Here is a 24,115-nt window from a genome sequence, read left to right as displayed (position 1 = left end):
CCTACCGCGCCTCCTGGTCGCTGTCCGGGACCCGGTCCGCCCACATCGGCAGCCGCTCCCTTCGCCGCCGGCCCGACCCGCTCTGCCGGGCCAGCCGCTCGCTCTGGCCGCGCAGCGCGGTGTGCAGGCCGTCCCACAGCGTGCCGTCGGACCGGTCACGCGGATCGGGGTCGATCAGCACCACACCGATCACCGGGATGCACTGGTCCGCGAGCTGCCGCGCCACGGTGTGCAGCCATGCGGCGCTGCCGTGTCCGGCCCGTACGACGAGCACGGTCTGGGTGCCGAGGTACTGCAGGTCGGTCCACGCGGTGCCGGGCGCCACCGAGCCGACGCCGAGCCTGCGTTCCTGGTGCGGCACGGACGCGGCATGCTCGCCGCTGACCACGGTCGGGTCGCCCGGCTTCGGGCGGCGCCTGGCCAGCTGCGGGCCGGGCAGACCGTCGATGACGGCCACGGGCCCGTCCGCCGCCAGTGCCCTGGCCACATCCAGGGCGAGCGCGCTCGTGCTGCGCGCACAGCCCAGCTCGAGCAGCGACACGGGGTCCGCGCAGCCGCGCACGGTGCGGGCCAGGGACGTGGTGAGCCGTTCGCGTGCCGTCCGGATCCGTCGGCGCCGCCAGAGCCTGCCCGACCGGCGGGGCAGCTCCGCGATGACGGAGGCGCCGAGGTTGGCCGCGATCTCCCGGCGCAGCACGGGGCGGTCCGCCACCACCGTGCCGACCGCGGCCACCGCGAGTCCGAGGACGAGCCCGAGGACGAGGCCGATCGCGGAGTTCGTGGCAGCGGTCCTGGGCAGGGAGTGCCGCAACGCGCGCGGTGCGTCCACGACCTGTGTGCCGGCCACGAGCTGGGGCGTGCCGATGCGCGCCTCCGCGGCGCGCTGGCCGAAATCGGAGATCCGCGAGGTGAGCTCGGCCCTGCGGGCGAAGAGCGACTCCAGGTCCGCCGACGCCTTCGGCCCGCTCCCCCCCGATCCGTCGCCGATCGCCTTGTTGACCTGTGCGAGTTCGCCCTGCAGCCGGTCCCGCTGGTCGAGCAGGGCCTTGGCCTCGGCGTTCGCGGCTCCCTGTATCCGCCTCACGTGGTCGGCGACGAACGCATCGGCCAGCGCCTTGGCGCGGGCCACCGCCTCCGCGTCGCTGTCACCTGTCACGGTGATCTGCATCAGGTTGTTGGTCAGGCCGACGGCGCTGTAGTCCTTCATGAAGTCCTCCGGTTTCTCCGGGGACTTGACGGACTGCAGGGCCGCGGCGGCGATCCGCGTGGTCTGCAGCAGCCCGACGTCGGTGCGGATCAGCGTTCCGGGGTCGTTCGGCTGGTCCTCCTGATGCGCGACCAGCACCTTGGCCACGGCGGTCGGAGGCGGCGGCATGAGGATTGCCATCGCCGCGCCGAGCAGCAGGCCCAGCAGGGCCGTGGAGCACCAGAGGCGGCGGCGCCGGCGCACCGCCACCACCAGCGCCTGCAGGTCCAGCAGCGGAGCGGCGGCCGACGACTCCGGCGTCGTACTCGTCGTCACCCTGAACTTCCCTTCACCTTGTCGCCCACCGCGAGGACCGGCGTGCCGGTCTCCCGGGGACGGCCGGCGGACTGCGTCGCGCGGGCCCGGACCGGGCTCGCGAGGACGATGCCGACGACGTCGTGCCCGGCGTCCGCACACGCTTCGGCGATGCCGGCGAGCTCGCCCGCGGTCCAGCTGCCCGCACTGAGCACGACGAGGGCACCGGACTCGTCGTCGCGGTCCGGCACCAGCGGCTGGGACACCGGGACCTCCACCACCCGCAGCACCGGACCGCTTCCGGCCGCGGCGACGAGCTGCTCTGCGGCCCGGCGGGCGATCTCGTCGCCGTCCGGGACCACGACCAGCAGCCGCCGCGAGGACGGCAGTTGGTCCCGGAGACGGGCGCACACCCGCCGGTAGCGGATCTGCAGACCGGCCTCGTCGCCGGACGTCTGCGGGGTGGGCAGGTCCCACCGGATGTCGGTGCCCAGCAGCCGGCGGATCCGGGCCCGTGTGCCACGGTCCTGCGAGCGGTGCGCGGAGCGTTCACCCGGTACGTCGACGGTGCCGAGCAGCGTCGAGCCCAGCGCCGCGGCGATCTCCGGTTCGCTGCGCAGCCGACGGCTCATCCGCGCGGCGGTGAGATGGCCGATGACGGCGAGCAGGAAGAACAGCAGCGCCCCGCCGACGATGAGCTGCAGTCTCGTCGGCGCTGCCTCGCCGGTCGGCCGGGCGGCCGGCCCCATGACGACCATGTTGGCCTTGTTTGCGGCCGGGGCGGCCTGGTCCAGCTTGTTGATGGCCTCCTGCAGCGAGGTGCGCAGCTTCTCCAGTTCGGTGCGGGACTGCACGCTCTCCACGGTCCGCCCCGGATCTGCGGCGTCGGCCAGGTCGGTGATGCGGCGGTTGGTCTGCACCACCGACTGCCGCAGGGCCTCGAGCTGTTCGGCCGCTTCCGGGTCGGTGTTGCCGTCCGCGACCCGCGCGGCGAACGTGACGAACTGCTGAGCCACCTGGTCGGAGAGCTGCTGTGCGCGCTCCGGGGTGTCGGCCGTGCCCGAGATCTTGATGATGTTCCCGTCGGCGGCCGTGGCGCTCACCTGGTCCCGCAGCTCGCTGCCGCCGGTTCCGGGCCAGTGGAGCGTGGCGGCCGCGCGGTCGACCACCACCGAACTGGTCGCGATCTCCTGCTGCGTGAGCAGCTCGCGCTCCTCCCACGCGCCCGGCAGCAGCACCGATGCCGACGTCGTGTAGCTCGGTGGGAACAGCAGAGAGGTGCCGTAGCCGGCGAGCGCACCCACCAGGGCGAGGATGGTGAGGAGCCGCCAGCGCCGGCGGATGATCCGCCCGACCGTGACCAGGCGTATCGTGTCGTCGTTCAACTGCGCGGCCTCCGCCCTGCACGGTTCTTGTCGCCCGCCCGGACCGGAGCGTGGTCACGGCAGGCAGTGGCGTAGGCGGCGAGCAGTGCTCGCTGGGAGTTGCGCCAGGAGAGCGGTCCGCTGATCCGCTCCTGGCCGATCTTGCCCATCAGGGCCCGCTTCTCCGGATCGTCCATGAGCTGCGCGACGAGCCTCGCGAACTCGGCCTCGTCGTTGGCCGGCGCGTACACGGCGGCGTCGCCGGCGGAGACCCGCGCCTCCCGGAGGTCGAACGAGACGACCGGCCGGCCCATCACCATGTACTCCAGGACCTTGTTCATGGTCGACACGTCGTTGAGCGGGTTGTGCGGATCGGGGGAGAGGCACACGTCCGCGGTGGACAGGTAGCGCACCAGGTCGGCGTCCGGAATGCGCCCGGTGAACTGCACCTGCTCCGCCAGCCCGAGCCGCCGGGACAGCTCCACCATCGCGTCGAAGGTGTCGCCGCCGCCGACGAACACCGCGTGCCAGTCGGTCCGCCCGAGCTCGTCGCGCAGCTTCGCGAGGGCCCGCAAGGCGTAGTCGACGCCGTCCTGCGGGCCCATGACGCCGAGGTAGCACAGCAGATGAGGCTTGCCGCGCTTCAGCTCCGGCTCGGGCGGTACGGGGTGGAACCGGTCGATGTCGGGTGCGCTGCGCACCACGAAGACGTCCGCCGGCCGCCGGCCGCCACGGCGCACCGCGGTGTCCCGGTAGCTCTCGTTCGTGGCGAGCACGACGTCCGCGGCCCGGTAGGTCAGCCGTTCCAGCGCGCACACGCCGCGGTAGAGCAGGTCCTCGCCGCGGCCGAACCGGGAGAGGTACAGCTCGGGAACCAGGTCGTGCTGGTCGAAGACGAACCGCGCTCCGCGCCGCTTCAGCCACAGGGCCGGCAGGAACAGCAGGTCGGGCGGATTGCAGGCGTGGACCACGTCGACGGGGCCGACCTTCCGGGCCAGCCGGAGCGTGTGCCACAGCGCCGACCCGTACTCCCGCAGGTAGCCGGCCGGCCCCCCGGTGGCCGCGCGCAACGGGTAGCGGTGGATCCGCACCCCGTCGATCTCCGCCTCCGGCTCCGTGTCCCGTTTGGTTCCCTGAGGACAGATGACGTGCACCGTCCAGCCCGCGTCGCGCAGCGTCGTGCACTCCTGCCACACCCGCCGGTCGAACGGCACCGACAGGTTCTCCACCAGGATCAGCGCGCGCCGGCCCGGCCGGCCGGCGCCGACCGTGTCACCGAACGATGTGTCACCAAGCAAGGCCCACGTACCCCGGTTCGGCCCGGCGCGCCTCGGCGTCGGGAAGGCGGACGAGGTCGACGATCACCGTGCCGTCACCATGGGGCAGCGCCGACAGCACGGCCGGATCCCTGGTCCCGACCAGGCACACCTCGGCGTGCTCGAGCACCTCGTGGACGGAGTCCGCGAGCAGCTGCGCGAGGTGCGGCAGCCGGGTCTCGACGTACTCGCGGTTCGCGCCGAGCAGCCGGGAAAGGCTCACGTTGGCGTCGTAGATCCTGAGGTCGTAGCCCTTGCCGAAGAGCCGCTCCGCCAGCTCGACGAGCGGGCTCTCGCGCAGGTCGTCGGTGCCGGGTTTGAAGGACAGCCCGAACAGTCCCACCCGGCGCCTGCCGGTGCGCTCGACCAGCTCCACCGCGCGCTGCAGATGGTCGGAGTTGGAGGGCAGCACATGGGCGAGGATGGGCACCGAGACGTCGGCCCGCTGTGCCGCGTGGACCAGGCTGCGCAGGTCCTTGGGCAGGCAGGAGCCGCCGAAGGCGAAGCCGGGCCGCAGATAGGCGGGGCTGATGTTCAGTTTGCGGTCGGCCAGGAACACGTCCATCACCTGGTGCGAGTCCACCCCGAGCGCCTGGCACACCGCGCCCAGCTCGTTCGCGAAGCCGATCTTGAGGCCGTGGAACGCGTTGTCCGCGTACTTGATCGCCTCGGCCGTCGGGACCGGTACCCGGAACACCTCGCCGGGCAGGCCCTCGTACAGCGCCTTCACCGTGTCGCCGCTTGCCGGGTCGAGCTCGCCGATGACGGTCTTGGGCGGATCGAAGAAGTCCCGCACGCTCGTGCCCTCGCGCAGGAACTCCGGGTTGACCGCCACCCCGATGTCCACCCCGGCCGTGCCGCCGACGTACTTCTCCAGGATCGGTACCAGCAGGTTCAGGCAGGTGCCCGGGAGCATGGTGCTGCGGAACACGACGGTGTGCCGCCCACCCCGCTCGGCCAGTGCGGCGCCGATCTGCTCGGTGACCCGCTCCAAGTACGTGGTGCACAGGCTGCCGTTGGGCTCCGAGGGCGTGCCCACGCAGACCAGCGACACCTCGCTGCCCACGACCGCCTCGCGGACGTCGTCGGTGGCGCGCAGTGCACCTGTCCGCACGACCTCGGCGATGAGTTCGCCGATCCGTTCCTCGACCACCGGGGCCTTGCCGTCGTTGACCAGGTCGACCTTCACCTGGTTCACGTCGACCCCGATGACCTCGTGCCCCATGCTGGCCAGGCACGCGGCCGACACGCAGCCCACGTAACCGAGACCGAAAACGCTGACTCTCATGACCCGTTCCTCCCCCAAGGGCAGGCCTCCCGGCCTGCGGTCCCTGCGCCGGCCGGACGCCGACCTCCGCGCATCAGTACGCCCCCTGCCCGTAGAGCACCGCACGCAGCGTCTTCCACAAGATCACTGTGTCCAGGGCGAGCGACCAGTCCTCCACGTACCGCAGGTCCAGCCGGACCGCCTCCTCCCACGACAGGTCGCTGCGTCCGCTGATCTGCCACAAGCCGGTGAGTCCGGGCTTGACCAGCAGCCGCCGCCGGATGTCCGGGCCGTAGGCGGCGGACTCCTCCGGCAGCGGAGGCCGCGGACCGACGAGCGACATCGATCCGGTCAGCACGTTGAACAGCTGCGGGAGCTCGTCGATCGAGTACCGGCGCAGCACTGCTCCCACCCGGGTCACCCGCGGATCCCGGCGTAGCTTGAACAGCGGGCCGGCACCCTCGTTGCGGCCGGCCAGCTCGGCACGTGCCCGGTCGGCCCCGGCGACCATGGTGCGGAACTTGAGAATGGTGAACTCGCAGCCGTCCTTTCCGACCCTGCGCTGGCGGTAGAACACCCCACCGCGACTGTCCACCAGCACGAGCAGCCCGACGAACACCATCAGCGGCGCGAACAGCAGGAGCAGGACCGCCGCGCCCATCCAGTCGACGACGCCTTTGACCACCCGGCGTCCCCCGGTGAAGGTCGGCATGCTGACCCGCAGCAGCGGGATCCCGAGCACCGCGTCGACGTGCAGCCGTGGACCGGCCACCTCCATCAGCACCGGGGCCACGACCATCTCGGCATCGCTGCCCTCGAGATTCCAGGCCAGCCGCTGCAGCCGGTCCGGCGTCCAGTGCTGGTCCGGTGTGACCGCGACGACGCGGTAACCGTCGTGGCGGACGTGCTTGGCGACGTCCTCCAGGCGGCCGACGACCGGCACTCCCTCCAGTTCGTCACCGTCGAGCCCTCGGCCGTCCGGCGTGCACACCGCCGCCACCTGCCAGCCGATGTGCGGGAACTTGCGGGTCCGGGTGATCAGGTCGCACACGGTGTCCGGGCTTCCGGCAGCGAGCACCGGTCTCAGACACTGCCCTTGCTTCCGCTGTCTGTGCAGACCGAGGCGGAGCAGATACCGCGCGGTCATGGTGACGAGCGCGATCGCGGGGATCGCGACGAAGATCCAGAGCTTGATGTTGCGCGAGGTGAGGGCGATCCCGCCGAGCGCCAGCACGACGGTCGCCGTGAACAGCGAGCGTCCGAGCCTGCGGAACTCCTCGGCGCCCTGGCCGAGCACGGCCGGAGCCCACGCCCGGCTCACCGCGAACGCCCCCAGCACCAGCAGCTCGGTGCCGAAGGCGAGAATCCCCCACTTCTCGTGCCAGTTGGCCGCGTCCCGGGCCCCGAAGAAGTTGCCGATCGCCGCCACCACGAACGCGGTGGCCACGGTGTCGCTGATGATCACGGTACGGCGGTACCGCTGCTCCCAGTCGATCGTGGGCCGGCTGAACGCACCGTTCGCCAGACGCCCGCGCGCAGACGGAAACGGGCCGACTAGTCCCCCTTGCCGCACAGAACCCCCCAAGGTCCCCAGTGGTTCGACGTGTTCGCCTAACACTGTTTTCGCCCCCCGGGAGGCCCCCGCCTCCCGTGCTGTTTCGCCCCCCGGGAGGCCCCCCGCGCATGACATCCCGGCTGGTGCAGAGCTATGTGATCAACCCACCCTGGCGACAGCGGACTCGCATGTCCTGCCAGACTCTCGAGGTACGTGGGAACCCGTCGAAACCTCGGTTGCTCCCCGCAGCCAAGGCCCACCCCCGGGCTCCAAGAATTGATCACCCCCACGTCCGGCGCCGGGACGCGACTGCTGACTTTCCGCAGCGCCGGACCTATAGATCATTATCGGTCGCCTCGTGTTCGAACAGCTGAAGCACGGTCAATCTAGACCATCGGGGCCAGTATGAAGAGAGGGATGTATGTAATTTGTGCTCAACCTGTGTGGCCGGCCCCACCGGCCGGTGACCGCCTGTAGGTGCTTTCTCGCCACCGCGCGCTCCGGCGGATCGACGGGCTCGGTGCGGCTTCCGTGCGACGGTGATCAACTGGCTGCGGTGGGACTCCTGTTGCACCCGGTTCGGCGAGCGGGGCGCACGACTTGATCGTTTCGGGATGCGGCGTCGTGATCAAGAACGAGTGCAACCACGTCAGGGTCCGGTGCGCGCCGTGATACCGACCCAGGCGCTGATGAACTCGCCGGATCACTGGGCGTGCGCCGCCGCATCCGAGTCACCGGCGGCAATGATCGGGTTCCCGTTCCGAATGATTCATTTTACAATTCAGATGCCTGTCGAATTGTTGCTGGGGTCGGCTCGTCGAGTGGCTTTCCCGGATCGGAACGGCGCGCTGTGGCAATGTTCCGAACCAGCCTTGTATATGCGGCGGCTCACGGGTCGGCGTGTCCGGGAGGCCGGGTGCCGACTGCTACGAGATCACGATGCGGCAGGGATCGCGGCGCTTCCACCGGGATATCGGGCCGGCAACCGTGTGGGGTTATCGGGCCACGAACCCGCACGATCCTCACAAGCCGATCGGCATGGGCTGCCTGGGGCCGGCCTTCAGTGTGACCAGGGATCACCCGACGGTAGTCGAATACCGCAACGAGCTGCCGACCACCCATCTGTTCCAGTTCGTGATCGACGCCATTCGCAACGGGCAGTCCGACGGCATGCCGCTGCAGTCGTTCATGGAGACTTCATCAAGGAGGGCTCGTCCGAGATCTGGGATTACATCGATCCCCACCACGACGCCCGCCCGATGCATGTCCACCTCGTCAACTGCCAGGTGCCGAACAGGCAGCCGATCGACGCGGCCGCCTACCGGACGGACTACCACAAGTGGATCCACGACGGCCGCAAACCGAAGAGCCGGCCGGTGCCGGCGAAGCGCGGTCCTACAAGGACACGGTCAAGGCCTGTCCAGAGATTATGACCAGAATCATCATTCAGGAATTCACCCCGCCGACGGAGGAGATCGCGTCGATTCCGGGCAGCGGCCCCGAGCTCCCGGCGGCGTACGTCCACCACTGCCGACGACTGAGGGCCCTGTGCCTGGCTGTTCACTGGCTGACGAGGCCGAGCGGATGGTGCGGGTCGCGGGGGCATACCGCGATGGTCAGGCGGCCGTGGCCCGGTGACACGCGGGTCGGAACGTTGGCGCCCCTGACACCGGCGTCCTGCTGGTCCTCGTACGGGATCCAGCTCGTGGTGGCGGGGTCCCATTCGCGTCGGTCAGCTGTCAGGAGCGGGGCGAGTTCCGTGCCGCAGGTGGCGCAGGGCAGAGGTCGCGGTCCGGTGAGGTTCCAGGCGATGTATCCGCCGGTCTTCCAGCCGGGGGCCGTGGACAAGTCGTAGATGTACTGCGGGCCTTCGCCGTCCTCCGGGCCTTCCCATGCGTCGATGCGAGCCTGCAGATCCGGGGGCAGGGTCTCGAGGTAGGGGTGTTCGACGATCTCCTCGGGATGCAGTACGCAGGGGGAGGGGATGAGTTCTTCGCGGCCGACGACCTCCGGTGCCGGCTGTTCGGCGAGAGGCGCGGTGATGTCCGTGGAGCGGTGCCGACGTAGCTGCACATGGAGGTCGTGGCGGGTGTCGCCGTGCCGTTCGAAGCCGCACCAGAACACCTGGAGCAGGTCGTCCTCCCCGGCCCAGGGCAGGTCGGGGACGTCGCGGCGGTAGAGCTGGGCCACGGCGAGCATCGGAATGGGGTCCGTGTCGGCGAGGTGCGGTGCGTGCCGGCCTCGTTTGAATCCGTCGATGATCTCGATCTCTTCGGCGGTGGGTCCGGGGTTCGGTTCGCGCCGCCCGGCCGCTGCCAGGATCTCTCGCTTGCGGATCACATCGGTGTAGCGGTAGCCGCTTCCCCGCTTGTGGGGGATCGTGCAGACCGGCCAGGGCTCGTCGGCGGGCCACAGAAACGGGCCGCCGACCGAGCTGTCCTGAGCGGTGGGGATGCCGTGCCGCGGGTGCAACCGTGTGGCGCCCCGGCGCATACCGCCCAGTTCGGGGAAGGCTGCTTCTACGTCGACGGGGCGGGGCGGGGTGGTACGCGGCATGAGCCAGGACTCCCAGGGGCCGGGGGGCGGGACAGGACGGGGGTGCGGTGCCGAGGACCGGACGTGGACTCTACACAGTCAGGGTTTCCAACCGGGCACGGCAGTGCGCACCCCGGCCGCCGGGTTGTCGAGCCAGCCGGTCAGCTCGAATCCCTTGTTGCCGTACGCGGCGTACTCGAGGCGGACGGGTATGGGATTCGTCCCCTCGTAGATCGGAGTGATGTCGTACTGGACGACCTCCTTCTTGTCGTCGACGGCCCGGTAGATCTGCTCCTCGATCAGGTCGCGCTGGTACGGGGAGTTGGTGGGGTCCTGGGTCTGGGTCACCAGGTTGTGCTTGGCGTTGTGCTTCACGCCCGCGCCGCCGAGACGGTTGGCGAGAAGATGGCCCCGGGCCTCGTTGAACGCGGTCCCGTGGCCGCGCCAGCCGGGCGGCTTGGACTTGCCCGCCTCGGTGCCTGAATCGAGCATCTCCGGCCGTATGCACGCCGAGACACCGGTGGGCCGGCCGAGGTGGTCCAGCGGCTTGTACCGGACGCTGCCGCCCCGCCCGTTGCTGCCCTGGGTCCACTCGTAGTGGTCCTTGCGGCACGGCGCCAGGCCCACCGGGTCGTAGAGGTCCAGCGGGTTGACGACGTAGGCGACCGGGTTGGGTGCCGGCATCAGGCCCAGTGGGTCGGGTGTGACGTACCGGGCGGTCTCCGGGTCGTAGTGCCGGAAGTAGTTGTAGTGGAGGCCCGTCTCGGGATCGGCGTACTGGCCGGGCTGGCGCAGGGGTGTGTGGGCGGTGGCGTCCGGGTTGACGGCCGTGGTGCCCCAGACCGTCGCGCGGGTGCGCCAGGCGATCGTGCCGGTCTCGTCGACGAGTTCGGTCGGGGTGCCGACGAGGTCCGAGACGACGGCGAAGAAGCGGGAGTCGACCTCGTCGTCGGACAGCGGTTTGCGCTCGTACTGGACGAGGGGCCGGAAGCCGTCGTGGTCCCAGGTGAGCGTGGTGTCGGTGGCGGGCGTCGTCTGTTCGGCCAGGCGGGTGCCGTCCCAGGTGAAGCGGGTCTCGTCGATGACCGAACCGGCCTCGTCCAGGCGGAACTTGGCGGTGCGGCGGCCCAGTGGGTCGTACCGGTAGTGCCAGGTGGCGCCGTCGGGGGTGGTGCAGGAGGTGAGGCGGTTCTCGGCGTCCCAGACGTAGTGCCACACGTCGGGTTTGCGGGACAGACGCTTCTTGACGCGTTCGACGAGGCGTCCGGCGTCGTCGTAGCGGTAGCCGGTGTGTCCGGCGCGGATGACGCGGGTGCCGGTGTACTCGCGCTCCCCGCGGGCCGCGGGGTCGGCGGCGCGGTCCGGCCATTCGGCGGTGAGCTGGTTGCCCGACGCGTCGTAGGCGTAACTCTCCGGTCCGGCGGGTCCCGTGGCGTGCAGCGGGCGGCCGACGGGGTCGAGGACGTAGGTGGTGCCGCGGCCGGTGACCTCTTCGTGCACGGCGGTGAGGTGGTCGTCGGCGCGGTAGGTGTACTTGCGGGCGCGGATCCGGCGGCCCGGGCGGGTGCTCAGGTTCTGCTGCGTGAGGCGGCCCGCCGCGTCCCAGTCCGAGGTGAGACGCAGGCTGTCGCCCACGGTGCGTTCGGTCTCGCGGCCGAGGAGGTCGTGGCCGAAGGCGAGGGTGTGCCGGCCGTCGACGGTGAGGGCGGTGCGGTTGCCCACCTCGTCCCAGCCCAGCTCGGTGCGCGCGCCGGTGGGCGTGGTGCGTGAGACACGCCTGCCGGCCACGTCGTAGCCGAGGCGGAGGGTGGCGCCGTCCGCGGTCTGGGTGAGCAGGCGCCCCGCCACGTCGTAGGTGAACTCCAGCGCGCTCTGCGGGCTTTCTGCTGCTGTCAGGCGGGACGCGACGTCGTAGGAGAACGTGGTGCGGGTGCTCCCGACCGTTTTCGCGGTGAGCCGGCCGTTCTCGTCGAACTCGAAGCCGATGTCCTGTCCGGCCGCGTTGGTGCGTTTGACCAGCCGGCCGGCCGGGTCGTAGGCACAGCGGCTGGTGCGGCCGTCGAAGTCGGTCTCGGCGACCACACGGCCGAGCGGGTCGAACTCGTAGGTCCACGTCAGTCCGGTCGGGTCGGCAACCTGGACGAGGCGCTGCTCGGTGTCGTGGACGAAGGTGTGCGTGCGGCCGTCCGGTGTCGTCCGTGCGGTGAGCAGGTCGAAGGGGCCGAAGGTACTGGTGGTGACGCCGCCGAGCTGGTCGGTGTGGCGGACGCAGTTGCCCTCGCCGTCCCACTCCCAGGTCTCGCTGCTGCCGTCCGGGCCGGTGCGGGTGCGGAGCCGGCCCTCGGCGTCCCACACGAACCGGCTGGACCGGCCGAGCGCGTCGGTCAGTTCGAGCGGTTGCCCGAAGGTGTCCCGGCGGACCACGGTGCGGGCGCCGCGGGCGTCCTCCACGGCGACCGGCAGCCCGGCCGCGTCGGCCTCCAGCCGAAGGACCGCTCCGAGCGGGTCGGTGACGCTCCGCACCGCGCCGGTGGGGTGGTGGGCGAAGTGGTGGGTGGCGCCGTCCGGACCGACGACCCTCGTCCGGTTGCCCCGTGCGTCGTACTCCTGGCGGGTCACGGTGCCGTCCGGGCCGGTGAGGGTGACCGGCAGCCGCAGGGCGTTGTAGGCGATGCGGGTGACGGTCCCGTCGGGGGCGGTGACGGAGGTCAGGTTGCCGTCCGCGTCCCAGTCCCAGCGGGTGGTGCGGCCGAGCGGATCGGTGTGGGACAGCAGGTGGTCGTGCCGGTCCCACTGCTGGGTGGTGGTGTGCCCGAGCGGATCGGTGATGGCGATGATCTGGCCGTGGCGGTTGGCGACGTAGGCCGTGGCGTGTCCGAGGGAGTCGGTGTACGTGACGGTACTGGTGCCGTCCTGCTGCGGATCTCCGTACGCTATGCGGGAGTTGAGGATGCCGTCGGTGCCGCGGGTCTCGATCACCCGGCCGGCGGCGTCGTAGGTGTAGGTGAACTCGGTGCCGTTGGAGTCCCGCCAGCCGGTGACACGGTGGGCGCTGTCGTAGGTGAAGTGCGTCGTGGCGTCGACGGCGTTGCGCACCTCGGTCAGGTCACCGGCGTCGTCGTAACGGAAGGAACGTATCTGTGCCGGCTCCTTGTCCGTGAGTACCGACAGCCCGGTGACCAGGCCCCGTTCGGGGTCGGAGTCGACCCGGACCCGGTAGCCGCCGCCGTGGGTGACGGTGAGCGGGACGTCGTCCTCGCCCCGTTCCACGGTGACGGAGTTGCCGTTGCGGTCCTCGAGGCCGACCAGCCACCACACGTGGTCGGCCGAGGCGGCGGGTTCGAAGTGACGTACGAGACCGCTGTGCGGGTCCTGCACCGTCAGGACGTAGCTGCTGCCGTGCGTGACATAGGTGAGCGGCAGCCGTACGCCCTCGGCCGGGCCGACCCGGTCGCCGGGCAGGTCGGGCAGGCGCGGATAGGCGAGCGCGGAGCCGTCCGCGCGATACCACCAGTATCCGCCCAACGCCTCGTCCTTCTCCAGGCGTTCGTCCAGCGTCGCGGCCCACGACGGCCCGAAGGAGCGTCCCGCGTCATAGCCGGACAGATGGGTGCGGCGCAGCACCAGCGGCAGTACACCGGGCAGTTCCACATCGGTCTGGGCGAGGATCATCTGGCCGCTGGCCATGTCGATCGGGTCGCCGCACGTCTCCTTGGCCTCCAGCTCGCGGGCCTGCTGGGACAGTTTCGAAGAGTCGATCTTGAGGCCGTCGTCGGGCTTGCGGCCGGATGCGGGACCGCCGCCGTGGCCCGAACCGGCGCCCGCGTCCCCCTTGTTGACGTGAATGCCGTGGGCCCGCCGGCCGATCTCGATGTCGTTGTGCTTGTGCAGCCGGGAGGTGGCCTTCACCCGGTCCGGCACAGTCTCGGTGACGTGCTTGGCTATCTTGCCCAGGGCCTTCTCCGAGCCCTTGAGCGCGCCGTGCAGGACGCTGTCGAAGGCCTTGGTGAACGGATCGCGGCCCTTGCTCCGCCCGAACGCCCCCCTGGCCCGGTTCAGCGACGAGGACGATGCCAGATGCAGCTCGCTGCCGTGCCGTGAGACCTTGCCCGCGCCGTCCTCGAACTCGGCGTGGTCGATCTGGGTGATCTTCTGGGCGCCCCCGGTCCCACCGCCGGCCGAGGCGAGCTGCATCCCGCTGTGACCGCCATGTCCACCGTGGCCGCCCTTGCCGCCGGCGGCGGGCGGCATGGAGAACGCCCCGTCGACCAGGTCGAGCACCATGTCCTCGACCATCGCCTCCAGTTTGGCGTTGACCGGCTCGGTGATCTTGGCCAGAACCTCGTCGACGATCCGGTCCACGGCCTCGTCGATGATCCGCTTGACCACCTGGCGCATCGCCGTGACCTCGGCGGCGCCGATCAGCGCGGACAGACCGCCTGTCACGACCGCGAGCCCGGCCGAGACGCCCACCGAGGCCGCCATTGCCGCCAGTTCGATCTCGGCCTTGGTCTTCATCCCGAAGATGATGTCCGCGAGCACGTCACAGGCATCGGCGAACAGCCGTGCAAGTTCCGGGAGTTTCTCGAGGTGGCTCGCCTTGACCTGGTTCCAGTGCTGCTCCATCGAGTCGACGGCCCAGCCCTGCGAGGACGACAGGATCCGGGACACCGCCTTGTGCGCGTCGCCGCCGTGGCCCTCGAACTTGTCGGCGAAGTCCCGCATGGCGTCGGCCATTTCGCGGTAGTCGTCCTCGTCCACGTTCGGGAACTTGATCCCGATGAAGTCCAGGACGTCGTCCAGCCAGCCCGGGATCGTGTATCCCATCCCCGTTCCTCCCCGTTGCCCTGCATGCACTCGCGAAAACCGTTCACGCGTTGCGCTTGAGAAGCGTAATCGGTGGTGATCTCTCGACGCCGCAGGGGTGGCTGGGTGAAACGGGAAGTGCCGATCGGCCCGGGTTCGAGGGTGGGTCGGAGTGCTCGCGGCCGTGCCGGTGGCCGCATCGAAGATCACGCACGTGTGCAGAGCGAACATGGCTGCCGGGCCGACGCCGTCACCGGAGATCTCACGGTGGACGAACAGGCCGTCGGCGCCCGCCACGGCGTAGGTGGTGCGGGCGCGCGCGGCGTCCTCGGGCCGGCGTGACCGGCGACGCGCACCTCACGGCTCGTGGTGCGTGCCGGACCGCCCTTCGGCCGCCTCCACGAGAACCGCCAGTTCCTCCAGCGTGGCGGCCTGGAAGATCGTCCGCATCGGGATCACGACGTCGAACTCCTTGCGGATTCTCCGGGCCAGCAGCGTGGCCAGGACCGAATGCCCGCCGAGCTGGAAGAAGTTGTCGTCGGGCCGTGCCTCCGGGACCGCGAGGATCTGCTTGACGAGGTCGTACAGGTCCATGCCGGCGGAGGCCGCCGTTTCCGGTTCAGGAGGGTTGGCGCCGGCCTCGCGGAGGGCCGTGCGGTCGACCTTGCCGTTCGGCGTGGTGGGAAAGCGGTCGAGGACGATGACGGTGTACGGCACCATGTGCTCCGGCAGCGACCTGGCCACGTACTCCCGCAACTCCGCGCCGGTGGCCTCCGCACCCGCCGACGTGGTCACGTAGCCCACGATCCGCGCGGTCGCGAGATCGCCCTCCACCACGACACAGGCGAGGTCGACGGCGGGATGCGCGGCCAGCCGGGTCTCGATCTCGCCCAGTTCGATACGGAAGCCACGGAGTTTCACCTGGTCGTCCGCCCGGCCCGCGAAGAACAGCTCTCCGTCCGCGCGGCGCCAGCCCCGGTCGCCCGAGCGGTACATCCGGCTGCCCGGCGGACCGGCCGGGTCGGCCACGAACCGCGCGGCGGTCAGGCCGGCCTGGTTCAGATACCCGCGTGCCAGCCCCGGCCCCGCCAGGTACAGCTCGCCCTCGTCGCCCGGACCGGCCCCGGCCAGCCGCTCGTCGAGGATGTGCACGGTGCTGCCGGGGAACGTCCGGCCGATGCTGATGTCGTCGGGCCCGGTGATCCGCCCGATGGAGATGCCGACGGTCACCTCGGTGGGGCCGTAGCCGTTGAGCAGGGACCTGCCCTCGGCCCAGGTCCGCACGAGGGACGGGGAGAGGGCGTCACCGGTGGAGACGAGCGTCCCGCCGGGCAGGACGCCGTCCGCCTCGGTGACGCTGAGCGCCACCGGGGGCAGCGTGGCGTGCGTGACCTTGTTCTCGGTCATCGTGTCCCGCAGCGGCTGGCCGGGCAGCAGGTCCTCGGCCGGCGCCATCACGAGCGTCGCACCGGACAGCAGGGCCAGCGAGATGTCCCAGAAGGCCGCGTCGAAGCTGATCGACGCCCACTGCAGGACCCGGTCGCCCGGGCCCGCCCCGATCTGCTCGGCCTGGCTCGCCACCAGGCCGGCGACGCCACGGTGCGTCACCGCGACGCCCTTGGGCCGGCCCGTCGACCCCGAGGTGTAGACGACGTACATCAGATGCTCGGCGCGCAGCTCGGCGAGGCGCTCCCGGTCGGACACGTCGTGGTCGGCGTGCGCCTCGCACTGCGCGCGGAACGCGGGGTCGTCGAGGACGACCTCCGGCACGCCCCCGTCCGGCTGCGCGAGTCCGGTGTGCTCCGCCGCGCGGATCAGCAGCACCGGCCGCGCGTCGGCCACCATGTGCGCCAGCCGCTCCACCGGATACGCCGGGTCGAGGGCGAGGTAGGCACCGCCCGCCTTGAGTACCGCAAGGAGCACCGTGACCAGTTCGGCGGACCGGGGCACGGAGACGGCGACCACCGAGTCCGGTCCCACGCCGCGGGCGATCAGGTACCGTGCCAGCCGGTTGGCCGCGGAGTTGAGAGCCGTGTAGCCGACGGCCTTGCCCTCGAACAGGATGGCGGTGTCGTCCCCCGCCTCGGCGGCGACGGCCTCGAAAAGCCGGGGGACGGTGTGCTTTGCATCGCCCATTTCGCGTCCATTCAGTGATGCATTGGAACGACGACGATTTCTCCTGGCACTCATGCTTCCCCATCATGATGGCCTGCCAGGGCGATGAGCCGCCCCGTTGAATGAGAGGTGACAGATTCTGGCCTTCGGCCGGTTTCGCCGTGTTACCAAGGGGAGTAAACGCCCGGCGAGCGGAGGCCCCGACCCGTGATGAGCAATTCCCATTCCGCCTACTGCGGCTATCGTGATTACTTGGTTCTCGAAACGTTGCTCGACATTCAGAAGCCGATCACGGAACAGCATGACGAGTTGCTCTTCGTCGTCGTCCACCAGTCGCACGAGTTGTGGTTCAAGGAGCTGCTCCACGAACTGGACGCCCTCCAGGTGACCTTGCGCAAGGCGGACAGCGGCCCCGCCCTGCGGACGCTGCGCCGGGCGCGCGCGATCTTCCGGGCGCTGACGGCGCAGATCGACGTGCTGGAGACGATGACCGCCGACCAGTTCGAAGCGTTCCGCGACCAGTTGGTGGGCAGCGGCTTCTACTCGGCGCAGTTCCGCGAGATCGAGGTGGTGCTCGGACGGCGTGACGGGACGGCGGCCGAGCACTTTCCCGAGGGCAGCCGGGAACGGGAGCGCATCAGGGCGCGGGCCGGCGAGCCCACCCTCTTCGACGCCTTCCTCGCCTGTCTCGACGCCAAGGGTTACTCGCCCCACGACCTGCCCTCCGCATTGCACGGCCTGCACAGCGACGACGGTGTGGTGGAACAGATCTGCCAGGGCCTGGTGGATCTCGACCAGGCCTTTCAGGAATGGCAGTACCGGCATGTCGTTCTCGTCCAGCGAATGATCGGCAAAAAGATGGGTACGGGCGGAACGGCCGGCGCGGAGTTCCTTCGCAAAGCGATTTTCACGCCTTCTTTTCCCGCCCTGTGGCAGGCACGGCACGGCGAGTAGGAGAGCGGGCGGCAGGGCCGGCGCGTTCGGCGACCGGCCCTGCCGCACCTTCAAGGCATCCGCGCCGTCACGGCACGCTCACCTGGCCGACGAGACGGCGAGCGCCCGCAGGGTCTTCTTGTCCACCTTGCCCATCGGGGTGCGCGGCAACTGGTCCAGGGGCACTATCCGGTCGGGGATCTTGTACGTGGCCAGACCGCAGCCACGGAGGAACTCCTTCACCGCCGACGTCCTGACCTGCGCACCGGTCAGCACGAGGAAGGCGTACGTCCGCTCGCCGAGCACGGTGTCCGGCACGCCGACCACGGCCGCGTCCTGGACGGACGGGTGGGTGCGCAGCTGCCGCTCCACCTCCTCCGCCGACACCTTCTCACCGGCGCGGTTGATGACGTCCTTGATCCGTCCGACGATCGTGATGTCGCCCTCCGGGCTGCGCCGGACGAGGTCGCCGGTGCGGAAGAACCCGTCCGGCGTGAACGAGCGGGTGTTCTCCTCTGGGGCCCGGTAGTAGCCGCGGATCGTGTACGGGCCGCGCGCGATCATTTCGCCCGCCTCCCCCTCGGGCACGGGGTTCAGGGACTCGTCGACGATCCGGACCTCGTCGTCCCGTGACATGGGCCGGCCGTCCGTGCCCATGATCACGTCCTCCGGGTCGTCGAACCTGGTGTGGGTCAGCAGACCCTCGCTGATGCCGTACCAGCGCATGATCCGGCACCCGAGGACTTCTCCCGCCCGACGGGCGAGCGCCGGGTCGAGCGGCGCGCTGCCGACCTGGACGAGCAGGTGCGACAGATCGGGCCGCTGCCCGGAGTCGGCCCACAGCCGCAGCACGGAGGGCACGACCGTGGTCACGGTGACGTGCTCGCGGCGGATCAGCGGGAACACCTCGTCGGGCCGCACGCTCGACGTCAGGACCGCCTTGCCGCCCAGCAGGAGGCTCCCGAACACCCCCGGGCAGGCGAGCGCCGCCTGGTGCGCGACCGGATTGACGGCGAGGTAGGCCACCTCCTCGCCCACGTGCATCGCCTCCGCCGTGGCCCGCATGACGTAGGCGTAGTCGTCATGGGCCCGGGGGATCAGTTTCGGCAGTCCGGTGGTGCCCCCGGAGAGGAGGAACAGCGCCGGATCGGACGGGTCGACGCGGGGCAGGGGGACGTCGTCGCCGCCCACCGACTCCAGCGCGGTGAACTCCTGGGCGTCGCCGCTGACGAGGACGTGCCGGACCGGAGGGATCTCCCGGGCGAGTTCGCGGTAGTCGAACCCGCCGAACTCGTCCTTCACGGCATAGGCCACCGCACCGGAGTGGGCGCACAGGTGGGATATCTCGGACTTGCGGTGCCCGGGCAGCGCCAGGACGGGTATGGCTCCGGCCCGCAGCAGAGCGAAGACCAGGACGACGAACTCGGGGATGTTGGGCAGGTGGACGACCACCCGGTCGAGCGGTCTGATGCCCAGTCCGATCAGGCCGCCCGCCAGCCGGTCGGCCCGCCGGGACAGCTCCGCGTAGGTCATCCTGTGCCCGTCGCAGACCACGGCCACGCGGTCGGCGTGCCGCCGGCACGAGTCGTGCAGCAGGTCACCGAGCGGCCGGCCCAGCCAGATTCCCCGCCGGCGGTACTCATCCGCGAGGTGGTCGGGCCAGGGGACGAAACCGTCGAGCATGAGGCGTTCCCTTTCAGGAGGCGGAGCGCGACTGGAAGACGACGGGGAGACTGCCGTAGCCGTAGAGGAAGTTGGAGTAGATGCGCTGCGGCTCCCCGTCCAGCTCGATGTCCCCCACGGACGTGACGAGCGCCCGCAGCAGTGCGCGCAGCTCGGCCCGGCCCAGCGCCGCACCGACGCAGAAGTGCGGACCGTGGCCGAAGGTGAGGTGCTTGTTGGGGCGGCGGGACAGGTCGAGGGTCCGGGGCTCGGCGAAGACCGTCTCGTCGTTGTTCGCCGAGGTGTTCCAGAACGTCACGATGTCACCGGCGCGCACCTGCCGGCCGCCGAGGGAGAAGTCGCTCAGCGCCGTGCGCGCGAAGTGCATGCCCGGCGTCGCCCACCGCAGCAGTTCCTCCACCGCCGTGTCGAGGCCGATCGTCCCCTCGCGCAGCCCGCGCCACTGGTCGGGGTGCCGGGTGAAGGCGAGGACTGAGCTGATCGCGGTCATCCGCGACGACTCGTCCCCGCCCAGGAGGAGGCTGTAGCAGTTGAGCGCGATCTCCTCCGGGGTGAGCGGGCGCCCGTCGACCTCGGCGGTGGCGATCATGCTGATCACGTCGTCGCCCGGCTTCGCCCGGCGCTCGAACCCCAGCTCCATCAGATAGAGCACGATCTCGTTGCGTGCCTCCAGGGCGTCCAGCCGGGCGCCCTCCTGATGCTCGGACGCCAGGGCCTCCTTGCTCCACAGGAGCAGCTGCTTGCGGTCCTGCGCGGGGATGGACAGCAGGTCGCAGATGGTGTTCATCGGGATGTGCTCGGCGACCTCGGCGGCGAAGTCGAAACTGCCCAGCTCGGTGACGGTGCCGATCAGCTCCTGCGCGCGCTCCTCGACCTTCCGCACCACGTCGCCGAGCACCCGGGGGGAGAAGGCGCGGAGCATCAGGTTGCGCAGATGCCGGTGCCAGGGCCGGTCGGAGACGGCGAGCATCTTCCCGCCCGCCGAATCGCCCCCGCGCAGCAGGACGTCGAGGACGTTGCCGCGGGCGGAGCTCAGCCGCTTCCAGTCGTCGTAGCAGGCCAGGACGTCGTCGTACCCGGCCACGACCCAGAAGCCGGGGCGCTCCGCGGCGGCCGGGTGCCAGTACACGGGGCTCTCCCCGCGGACCCGGTGCCAGAACTCGTAGGGGTCGTTCCTGACGAAGGTGGCCGGGTCGGTGAGATCGAGCGACGGGCTCATCCGGGATCCTCCTTTTCCCCGCATCGTCATGCCCCGGCCCCACGGCGCCCGTGATGTCTTGCCGACATCTTTCGCGGAACCCGCGATTTCGTGCGCGGCGGAAAACATGGGACGGGACGGGTTAGCCGATGGCCGACGAGAAAGGCGGAGATGATGAGCCGGATACGGGAACGGGGCTGGGTGCGCTCTCTGACCACCGTCGAACGTCCCGAGCTCCGTGTGGTGTGCTTCCCGCATTCCGGGGGTTCGGCGACGGCCTTCGGTGAATGGTCCACCGCGATGCCGCCCGGCGTGGAACTCATGGCCGTCCAGTACCCCGGCCGCGGTGACCGGTTCGGGGAGCCGTTGGTGGACGACGTGGCCGCGATGGCCGGCCACGCGGCGGCGGATCTGCTGCGGCTTCCCCCGCGCGACTTCGTGCTCTTCGGGCACAGCCTGGGCGCGGTGGTGGCCTACGAGACCGCCCTGGTCCTGCGGGACGCGGGCGAGGAACCGCGCGCGCTGTGCGTCTCCGCCTGCGAACCGCCCGGAAGCGTGGAGGACGCGGACCTCCACCTGGCACCCGACGACGAGTTCTGGTCGACGCTGGTGGGACTGGGCGGTATCGAACCCGGGATCGCCGAGCACGCCGAGTTGCGCGAACTGCTGCTGCCGACGCTGCGTTCGGACCTGCGGGCCCACGCGGAGTACCGGCCGCGCCCCGGCGCCAAGCCGCTGTCGTGCGGCGTGCGCTGCTATCACGGTGCGGGCGACCCGCTGGTGGACGAGGCGCGGATGGGCGAGTGGGCGGAGGTCACCTCCGGTGAGTTCACGGTGCGCGCGCGGCCGGGCGGGCACTTCCATGTGACGACCGACGTGGCGGAACTGGTGGCGGACATCGTGCGCCAGGGCCGGGCATGAGCGGCGCCACGACCAGGATCACCGTCATACCCGGTGACGGCATCGGGCCGGAGGTGACCGAACCCGCGCTGGCGGTCCTCGACGAACTCGCACTCGGTGTGCGGCTGGACGTCCTCGACCAGGTCAACGCGCAGACGTACCTGAGCACCGGAAGCGCCCTTTCCCCGGCCGATCTCGACCGGATCCGGGGCAGCGAGGCGACGCTGCTCGGCGCGGTCGGGGATCCCCGGCTGGCCGACACCGCCTACGTGCGCAGCGTGCTGACCACACTGCGCTCCGAGCTGGACCTGTACGTCAACTACCGTCCCGTACGGCTGTGGCACGACCGGCTCAGCCCGCTGCGCGACGGCACACGACGCGGCATCGACTGCGCGATCGTCCGGGAGAACACCGAAGGGCTGTACAGCGGTGTAGGCGGCAGCACGCGCACGGGATCGCCGCAGGAGATCGCCATCGACGTGGACCTCAACACCCACCACGGTGTGTCGCGCATCCTGGACTTCGCGTTCTCCGTCGCACGACGGTCGGTGTGCGTGGTCGACAAGGCCAACGCCGTGCGCAACGGCGGCCGGTTGTGGCAGCGCTGCTGGCAGGATGCCGTCGCACGCCACCCGCGGTTCGACACCTCGCATCTCTATGTGGACGCCGCCGCGATGAAGCTGGTGACCGACCCGACCGCGTTCGACGTCATCGTCACGAACAACTCGTACGGCGACATCCTGAGCGATCTCACCGCCGCCCTCGCCGGCGGCCTCGGCGTGGCCGCGTCGGCCAACCTCAACCCCACGACCGGGCAGGGCGTCTTCGAGCCGGTGCACGGCAGCGCGCCCGACATCGCGGGCACCGGGGTCGCCAACCCGTTCGCCGCCATTCTCTCCACGGCGCTGCTGGTCGAACACCTGGGCCACGACGAGGAGGCCGACGCCGTGCGCCGGGCGGTCGCGGCCGCCGTCGAGGCCGGACGGGTCACCCCCGATCTCGGCGGGTCCCTGGGAACGAAGGAGGTGGGCGCTGTGGTCCTGGCGGAACTGCGGCAGCCGAACAAGGGCCGGACGAAGGGACGGCGGTGCCATGCGGGGGCCTAGCCGAACTCGCGCCGGGGGGAGTCCGGAGACCGTCATCGTGGGGGGCGGCCTGGTCGGCGTGGTCACGGCCATGTATCTCGCCCCCCGGTTCGGTCCGGTCACGGTTCTGGAGAAGCGGGCGGACCCGCGCCGCGGTGGCGCCGGGCAGGGACGGTCCCTCACGGTGATGCTGTCCGCGCGCGGGTGGCGCGTACTGTCCGACCTGGGTCTCGACAGGACGGTGCGGGAGATCTGCGTCCCCCTGCACGGACGCTGCGCGCACCTGCCCGACGGAACCTCCCACGTCACCCCGTACAGCAGGGACGGGCAGCCGATCTGGTCGGTGGAGCGCGAGCGGCTGCACCGCATCCTGCTGGACGCCGCCGAGGCCACCCCCGGCGTCGGTATCCGCTTCGAGCAGCGGGTGCGCTCCGTGGACCTGGACGAACCGGCCGTGCTCGTCGAAGACGCCGACGGCGAGCGGAGGCTGACGTGCCGCCGCGTCCTCGGCTGCGACGGCGCGCACTCCACGGCCCGTGCCGCCCTGACCGCCCGCACCGCACCGGCGGAGGTACGCAATCTCGAGCTGGCGTATCAGGAGATCGACGTGCCGGGCGGCTGGCTCGACAGCCGCACCATGCACTACTGGCCGACCGGCGACGCGCTGTTCGCCGCGTTCCCCATGCCTTCGGGGGAGTACTCCGGCTCCCTGTTCATGCGTCTCGAAGGGCCGGCCCCCTCCTACGCCACGGTCGGCGGCGGCGACGAGCTGTACCAGGTGTTCGCCGACCGCTTCCCCGAACCGACCGCCGCCATACCGGACATCGCCGAACAGCTCGCCGCCAAGTCCGTCTCCACCCTCACGGTCGTACGCTGCGACCGATGGGTCTGGCGGGACACGCTGGCGCTGCTCGGGGACGCCTGTCACGCGATGGCCCCCTTCATGGGACACGGCATGAACTGCGGCTTCGAGGACGCCCGTACGCTCGTCGACTGCCTCGACTCCACCGCGGACTGGACGGCGGCCCTGGCGGCCTACGAGAAGTCACGGATCGAGGACGCCAACGCGATCTCCCAGCTCTCGTACCAGCACTACCACATCATGGCCAACCCGCCGCAGGAGGAGACCGCACACGACAGGGGAGTTCTGCGCAGGCGTCTCGTCGATCTCTTCCCGGACCGGTTCGTGCCCCTGTACGAGCAGTGCGCCTTCACGGAGGAGAGCTACGCCTCGGTGCTGAGGAACGACCAGCGCCTGGACCGTCTCGTGGAGAGCCTGCTCGGCCGGCACGGCGCGCAGCTGGTCACGGCGTCCGACAGCCGGCTGCGCGCCTGTGTGCCCCTTGACCCGAACACAGTCACCCTGGAGGACTCCGGATGTTCGTGATCCTGTTCAAGTCGCGTCTCACCGATCAGGCGGGCGAGGACTACTACGAGACCGAGGACGAGATGCGGCAGCGCGTCCGTGCCATCGCCGGGCCCGACCTGGTGGACGTCCAGCACTACACGGGCGAGGACGGTGAGCGCCTCGCGGTCGTGCTGTGGCGCGACGCGGAGACCCTGGAGAAGTGGCGCACCGACCCAGAGCACCAGGTGGCGCAGCGGCTGGGCCGGGAACGGTGGTACTCCACCTACGAGTTGACCGTGGCCGAGGTGCTCAGGACCAGCTCCCACACGGCCGACGAGAAGCCGTCGGACGAGCCGCAGTAGCGCGTACGTCACGGGACGTCGGGGGGGGGGGGGGGGGGGGGGCGGGCGCCCGCCGCCGGGGGGGGGGGGGGGGGGGGGGGGGGCGGCGGGGGGGGGGGGGGGGGCGGCACAAGAGGAAAAAGGGGGGGGGGCGGGGGGGGGGGGCGC

The 24,115-nt window shown here is 70.7% G+C and carries 16 protein-coding genes; 6 read left to right on the top strand and 10 right to left on the bottom strand.

Going from position 1 to position 24,115, the window contains the following annotated elements:
* Window position 1: 1 nt before the first annotated feature.
* From FB157_RS24900 to FB157_RS24865, 7 genes are all read right to left on the bottom strand, one after another.
* On the bottom strand, window positions 2-1,522 hold the full coding sequence (locus FB157_RS24900) for a Wzz/FepE/Etk N-terminal domain-containing protein (RefSeq protein ID WP_145882863.1): 1,521 nt from the start codon (window positions 1,520-1,522) through the stop codon (window positions 2-4).
* Window positions 1,519-2,886 (bottom strand): Wzz/FepE/Etk N-terminal domain-containing protein, encoded by a 1,368-nt coding sequence (locus FB157_RS24895; protein WP_145882862.1) that lies wholly within the window; start codon window positions 2,884-2,886, stop codon window positions 1,519-1,521. Before FB157_RS24895 ends, FB157_RS24900 begins: the two co-directional genes overlap by 4 nt.
* Window positions 2,883-4,163 (bottom strand): glycosyltransferase family 4 protein, encoded by a 1,281-nt coding sequence (locus FB157_RS24890; RefSeq protein WP_145882861.1) that lies wholly within the window; start codon window positions 4,161-4,163, stop codon window positions 2,883-2,885. The genes FB157_RS24895 and FB157_RS24890 overlap by 4 nt, the downstream gene beginning before the upstream one ends.
* The gene (locus tag FB157_RS24885; RefSeq protein ID WP_145882860.1) at window positions 4,153-5,469 is read right to left on the bottom strand and encodes a nucleotide sugar dehydrogenase; all 1,317 of its coding nucleotides are present in this window, start codon (window positions 5,467-5,469) and stop codon (window positions 4,153-4,155) included. Before FB157_RS24885 ends, FB157_RS24890 begins: the two co-directional genes overlap by 11 nt.
* A 73-nt stretch (window positions 5,470-5,542) precedes the next feature.
* Window positions 5,543-7,021: a sugar transferase gene (locus FB157_RS24880; RefSeq protein ID WP_145882859.1), complete on the bottom strand. Its 1,479-nt coding sequence runs from the start codon at window positions 7,019-7,021 to the stop codon at window positions 5,543-5,545.
* Window positions 7,022-8,563: 1,542 nt separating this feature from the next.
* Window positions 8,564-9,559, bottom strand: a complete 996-nt coding sequence (locus FB157_RS24870; RefSeq protein ID WP_145882858.1) for a hypothetical protein — start codon at window positions 9,557-9,559, stop codon at window positions 8,564-8,566.
* 78 nt (window positions 9,560-9,637) lie between these two features.
* Window positions 9,638-14,365: a DUF6531 domain-containing protein gene (locus FB157_RS24865; protein ID WP_145882857.1), complete on the bottom strand. Its 4,728-nt coding sequence runs from the start codon at window positions 14,363-14,365 to the stop codon at window positions 9,638-9,640.
* A gap of 195 nt (window positions 14,366-14,560) precedes the next feature.
* Here FB157_RS24865 and FB157_RS48665 point away from each other — a divergent pair, with 195 nt between their 5' ends.
* On the top strand, window positions 14,561-14,686 hold the full coding sequence (locus tag FB157_RS48665) for a hypothetical protein (protein ID WP_261386498.1): 126 nt from the start codon (window positions 14,561-14,563) through the stop codon (window positions 14,684-14,686).
* 15 nt (window positions 14,687-14,701) lie between these two features.
* On the opposite strand, the gene FB157_RS24860 is transcribed toward FB157_RS48665, so the two are convergent.
* On the bottom strand, window positions 14,702-16,480 hold the full coding sequence (locus FB157_RS24860; RefSeq protein ID WP_145882856.1) for a non-ribosomal peptide synthetase: 1,779 nt from the start codon (window positions 16,478-16,480) through the stop codon (window positions 14,702-14,704).
* A 189-nt stretch (window positions 16,481-16,669) separates the two neighbouring features.
* Between FB157_RS24860 and FB157_RS24855 the strand changes: the two genes are divergently transcribed.
* On the top strand, window positions 16,670-17,413 hold the full coding sequence (locus FB157_RS24855) for a tryptophan 2,3-dioxygenase (RefSeq protein ID WP_145883022.1): 744 nt from the start codon (window positions 16,670-16,672) through the stop codon (window positions 17,411-17,413).
* Between the two features lie 78 nt (window positions 17,414-17,491).
* Here FB157_RS24855 and FB157_RS24850 read toward each other — a convergent pair whose 3' ends face one another.
* Window positions 17,492-19,075, bottom strand: a complete 1,584-nt coding sequence (locus tag FB157_RS24850; protein WP_145882855.1) for a (2,3-dihydroxybenzoyl)adenylate synthase — start codon at window positions 19,073-19,075, stop codon at window positions 17,492-17,494.
* A 13-nt stretch (window positions 19,076-19,088) separates the two neighbouring features.
* The gene (locus FB157_RS24845; protein ID WP_145882854.1) at window positions 19,089-20,294 is read right to left on the bottom strand and encodes a cytochrome P450; all 1,206 of its coding nucleotides are present in this window, start codon (window positions 20,292-20,294) and stop codon (window positions 19,089-19,091) included.
* A gap of 180 nt (window positions 20,295-20,474) precedes the next feature.
* Here FB157_RS24845 and FB157_RS24840 point away from each other — a divergent pair, with 180 nt between their 5' ends.
* The 4 genes from FB157_RS24840 to FB157_RS24825 are packed head-to-tail and all read left to right on the top strand — an operon-like array spanning window position 20,475 to window position 23,968.
* A complete protein-coding gene (locus FB157_RS24840; protein WP_186581669.1) occupies window positions 20,475-21,194 on the top strand; it encodes a thioesterase II family protein in 720 nt (239 codons plus the stop codon).
* Window positions 21,191-22,279: an isocitrate/isopropylmalate dehydrogenase family protein gene (locus tag FB157_RS24835; protein ID WP_145882852.1), complete on the top strand. Its 1,089-nt coding sequence runs from the start codon at window positions 21,191-21,193 to the stop codon at window positions 22,277-22,279. The genes FB157_RS24840 and FB157_RS24835 overlap by 4 nt, the downstream gene beginning before the upstream one ends.
* Window positions 22,280-22,316: 37 nt before the next feature.
* Window positions 22,317-23,645: an NAD(P)/FAD-dependent oxidoreductase gene (locus tag FB157_RS24830; RefSeq protein WP_261386497.1), complete on the top strand. Its 1,329-nt coding sequence runs from the start codon at window positions 22,317-22,319 to the stop codon at window positions 23,643-23,645.
* Entirely contained in the window at window positions 23,636-23,968 is a 333-nt protein-coding gene (locus tag FB157_RS24825) for an antibiotic biosynthesis monooxygenase (protein WP_145882850.1), read from the top strand. Before FB157_RS24830 ends, FB157_RS24825 begins: the two co-directional genes overlap by 10 nt.
* Window positions 23,969-24,115: the final 147 nt, after the last annotated feature.

Source organism: Streptomyces sp. BK340 (genome assembly GCF_007827595.1).
Lineage (GTDB): Bacteria > Actinomycetota > Actinomycetes > Streptomycetales > Streptomycetaceae > Streptomyces.
Note: the sequence above shows the minus strand (reverse complement) of the source record. Positions and strands in the feature narration are given on the sequence as shown.

What these genes read in the sequence shown, in the direction of transcription:
- FB157_RS24885 (WP_145882860.1), bottom strand. Translation starts at nt 5,469, where the DNA reads ATGAGAGTCAGCGTTTTCGGTCTCGGTTACGTGGGCTGCGTGTCGGCC.
- FB157_RS24870 (WP_145882858.1), bottom strand. Translation starts at nt 9,559, where the DNA reads ATGCCGCGTACCACCCCGCCCCGCCCCGTCGACGTAGAAGCAGCCTTC.
- FB157_RS24865 (WP_145882857.1), bottom strand. Translation starts at nt 14,365, where the DNA reads ATGGGATACACGATCCCGGGCTGGCTGGACGACGTCCTGGACTTCATC.
- FB157_RS24860 (WP_145882856.1), bottom strand. Translation starts at nt 16,480, where the DNA reads ATGGGCGATGCAAAGCACACCGTCCCCCGGCTTTTCGAGGCCGTCGCC.
- FB157_RS24855 (WP_145883022.1), top strand. Translation starts at nt 16,670, where the DNA reads ATGAGCAATTCCCATTCCGCCTACTGCGGCTATCGTGATTACTTGGTT.
- FB157_RS24850 (WP_145882855.1), bottom strand. Translation starts at nt 19,075, where the DNA reads ATGCTCGACGGTTTCGTCCCCTGGCCCGACCACCTCGCGGATGAGTAC.
- FB157_RS24845 (WP_145882854.1), bottom strand. Translation starts at nt 20,294, where the DNA reads ATGAGCCCGTCGCTCGATCTCACCGACCCGGCCACCTTCGTCAGGAAC.
- FB157_RS24835 (WP_145882852.1), top strand. Translation starts at nt 21,191, where the DNA reads ATGAGCGGCGCCACGACCAGGATCACCGTCATACCCGGTGACGGCATC.
- FB157_RS24825 (WP_145882850.1), top strand. Translation starts at nt 23,636, where the DNA reads ATGTTCGTGATCCTGTTCAAGTCGCGTCTCACCGATCAGGCGGGCGAG.